This is a genomic window from Carboxylicivirga longa (genome assembly GCF_050589825.1).
Lineage (GTDB): Bacteria > Bacteroidota > Bacteroidia > Bacteroidales > Marinilabiliaceae > Carboxylicivirga > Carboxylicivirga longa.
Window position 1 is genome coordinate 1 of record NZ_JBNGOZ010000045.1, and the last position, 3,547, is coordinate 3,547.

Here is a 3,547-nt window from a genome sequence, read left to right on the forward strand (position 1 = left end):
CCTTTTTGCTGATTTGACCATCAGTGTTAAAAATAAATCCATATTTTCTAAGGGATGTGGGGAATGTTGCCCAACGGCCTGCCGCATGAAGCGTATGGAGTTTTATCCTTACGAACCTTCCATATTGAGCGAAGCCAAAGCGTTGTATTTGTTTTTAACTTTTCATTTATAAAGCCAAATCAACGATTTGGCGCTGGTTGCCGAAGCTACAAAACTTCCAAAATGAGCTAAACCCCATATGCTTTATAGCGGTTTGTTGTAGGTAGTTCTTTTATGAATCCGTTCTACACCAATTTTCTTTTCAAGGTATTTCAATAATGATAAACAGAGAAAAGCTCCAAGGAAGAACCAAAAAGAATAAGCTAGAAATGAGGGTATCTCATTATTGTAAATGAAATTCCTACAAACAAATACTAAGATTACATTAAATAAAAGCAAGTAAGATGCAATTTGATAATAATTTGTATAAATGAAGTACAATACTTTTCTCATAATCTTCTTTTAACTAGAAAAATAGAAAGTTGGCATATAAGTAAACTTATTAGCGTAATGCCTAAAAGAAAGTGACTCTTTACATCATATGAAGGGTCAAATTCATTTAGGAAGAAATATCTAAAAAACAATATTGATATCATTAGCGAAAAAACAATATTTCTAGTTAGATAAAGATATTTCATACTTGCTATTTAAATGTTTCAATTTGGTTATATTTTTTCTTGTGATAATCTACAATTGAGAGCTTAATTGGCTTCTTCCTTTTGCTGAAAATCAATTTCTTTCATGTAACTCGAAATTTTATTCATGTGCTTATCAATATTTTCCAATCGATATGAGATATTACCAATATAGCTTCCTGGTGGCTTCAAACGACCTCTTGTAATTATATCTCCAAACTTCAATGTATACCATTCTTCAATCAGTTTATTATAAACAGTCTTGTACGTGACTTTAAAGCATAACTGGGCTTTTTGCAGTTCATCAATGTTTACATTCATTGAACTCAGGAGAAGATATTCATCTTTATAACCAGGAGGAAAAACATTAAAACCACCATTGAATAAAGGTATATCATTTAATTTCTGTCTTATTCCGTTCAATTCTAAATCCTTATCAATGTGAAACTTTACTTGTTTAGCTATTCCAGAACCAATATTTTCAATTTTGATATAAAACATATCAGCATGTACTTCAGTTGTCTCTAAATAAAATATCAACTGGGGTTCGCTTAGTGCTTCGCGCATTTGCTTATTTTCTTGGAGTAATTTCCATGTGAAAAACACATATACGCATGTTGAAACTGCTACGATTGCACCAAAAATGGGATTCCAAATATTTACATCCATGATATATTAGTGTTATGCGTTTTTTGAATTACCTACAACGGTTCGGCCATATGAAGTGGCCCGAGTTGCGTGTGTTATATTCGCTTTCTTAATTGTGCTTAAGCTGGCGCGGGTGCGAAACTTCCAAATCCCGCCAAAGTCAGGGCTACTTTATGATGGCTTGTTAGCCACTGGCCTTTATTCTAGCAAATAAGTTTTCCAATCGCTAATAAGATGAATTATTACTTTATCATTTAATAACTCTAAACGGTATATCTTCCCATGCCCTTCAACATCGGTAGGCCTATAGCCTAAATCTAAATAGGCAACATTATCATTATACATAAAATAAACCCAAGAGTACTCTTTTACAAATGGTTCTATTAATTCTAAAAGAACAGAGTTGCTAGTGATATCAATATCACTAAATGACTTTAAATCATTTATGCCATTGATTACCCCATCAACCTCTTCATTATTATATTCTAAAAAACGTTCAATAGGTGCAGGTAAATAATCTACTAGATTTTGATGAATGTGATTACGGTGTTTCCTAATTTTTTTGTGTGTCGCAAAAGCATTATTCGTCTGGCTTAATAATAAAAGTATCTGATTGCATTTCATATGAAATGAGTGCATCTCATAATTCTGTCGATATTTTTTCTTTAGTTTTTGTAGTGTATTATAGTATCTTATTAAAATTGAATCTGTTTGCTCATTTCGATTTTTAATAATGGCATTTAGTGATTCATCAGAAATTATAGGAATAGTTGGCGATTTACATGATGTTAGATAATTAATTCTTTTTTCGAAAAAATCATTTACCAATTCAGGCATTTCTGAATTACAAATTGATAAGGAATAATCTACTAAATGATACTCAATTCTGTCAGTTGGAATTTCATTTAACGCTAGAAAAAATAGCTCTTTAGATGTCAAACTGTCTAGATAGTATATTGGTGTTCGATTTACAAGACTTAAAGCAGAATCAAGACTGCTATGTAATGCCAATTTTAGAATATCCTTAGTATATACAACACGATATAGGTCACCAGTATACGTACCTGTCGGCCCATAAGTACTTTGATTTATCAAACCTTTTGTTTTTTGACTAAATGCGTCAGTAAAAAACAAAAGAAACACTATTACTGAAACTAATTTCATGTCTTTTTTTGCTTGTGGCTAACGGTCCGGCTATGAAGCGTTGGGGAGTGATACCAGATTTACCATTCAGAATGCTAAGTAGCCAAAACGTTGTATTTTGCTTTTACCTTTTCGCTTCACAAAGCCAAATCAACGATTTGGCGGTGGTCGCATTTTGTAGAAGCTTTCAAAATTGCACTGTCCCCCAATGCTTTATTAGCCATTGTTAGGCTTTGTTATTTATTCTGTTCCTTACTTTTCATATATTCCAAAAATGGCTGAGGATTATTTCCTCGATAGTTAAATGAACCAATTATTCCATCAAATGCAGGTAGATATTTATTGTAATCTTCTTCAGTCATAGCAGCAAATGAGAAAATTATAAATGAATCTTCGGTTTCGGAGTACATTACTTCCTCTTTAAATCTGTCTGTTAGATTTGAAAATGAATATAAAACACCACTTTTAAGTCCACCTGTTACATCAATTGGGATTTTTTCAAATGAACATTCAGGATATTTCATTTTAAATTTTTCTAAGTCACCTTTTATAAAGTCTTCTAGGTTTTCTTCTGAACTTTTTTTGTCAATACCATGTGCATAACAATAGTTCACTTTTGATTTTCCTATTTCCGCTTTAGGATAAAAGAAACAAACAAGTCCAATTTTTTGAGCTGATTTTTTGTCATTTATCCAGTCCGCTGGTGTTTCTAATGTGAATATATGTTTGTCACCATAAACAACATTAACTTCTGGTTTTGCATCTGTTTGAGAGAAGGTTTTGTGACAAATAAGCCCTATGAATATTATTAAAATTGTCTTTGTAAATATCGTTTTCATGTTGTCGGATTTGGTTTATTTAATAAAGCCTAACGGACGCGGCTATGAAGCGTAAGTGAATTTTAACCGCACTCACTTCCAAACTTCACTGAGCCAAAGCGCTGTATTTGTATTTATTTTTTCATTTTAAAAGCCAAATCAGTGATTTGGCGCTGGTTGCCGAAGATACGAACCAACCAAAACCAGTCGGCTCACTTATATACTCTATTTAAAAACAAGTTTTTAAGCCACTTTTTCCGTGGA

3 protein-coding genes are annotated in these 3,547 nt (G+C 32.3%); all 3 read right to left on the reverse strand.

Annotated features, from left to right (window positions below; all coding sequences use genetic code 11):
- Positions 1-740: 740 nt before the first annotated feature.
- A complete protein-coding gene (locus ACRD7A_RS18895) occupies positions 741-1,343 on the reverse strand; it encodes a DUF8453 domain-containing protein (protein WP_430812952.1) in 603 nt (200 codons plus the stop codon).
- 177 nt (positions 1,344-1,520) lie between these two features.
- Complete coding sequence (locus tag ACRD7A_RS18900; RefSeq protein WP_430812951.1) at positions 1,521-2,486, reverse strand: hypothetical protein; 966 nt, start codon at positions 2,484-2,486, stop codon at positions 1,521-1,523.
- A gap of 215 nt (positions 2,487-2,701) precedes the next feature.
- The gene (locus ACRD7A_RS18905) at positions 2,702-3,304 is read right to left on the reverse strand and encodes a hypothetical protein (RefSeq protein WP_430812950.1); all 603 of its coding nucleotides are present in this window, start codon (positions 3,302-3,304) and stop codon (positions 2,702-2,704) included.
- Between the last annotated feature and the right edge of the window lie 243 nt (positions 3,305-3,547).

Bases quoted from the DNA above. Each gene is read 5' to 3' on its own strand.
- ACRD7A_RS18895 (WP_430812952.1), bottom strand. From the start codon at position 1,343: ATGGATGTAAATATTTGGAATCCCATTTTTGGTGCAATCGTAGCAGTT.
- ACRD7A_RS18900 (WP_430812951.1), bottom strand. From the start codon at position 2,486: ATGAAATTAGTTTCAGTAATAGTGTTTCTTTTGTTTTTTACTGACGCA.
- ACRD7A_RS18905 (WP_430812950.1), bottom strand. From the start codon at position 3,304: ATGAAAACGATATTTACAAAGACAATTTTAATAATATTCATAGGGCTT.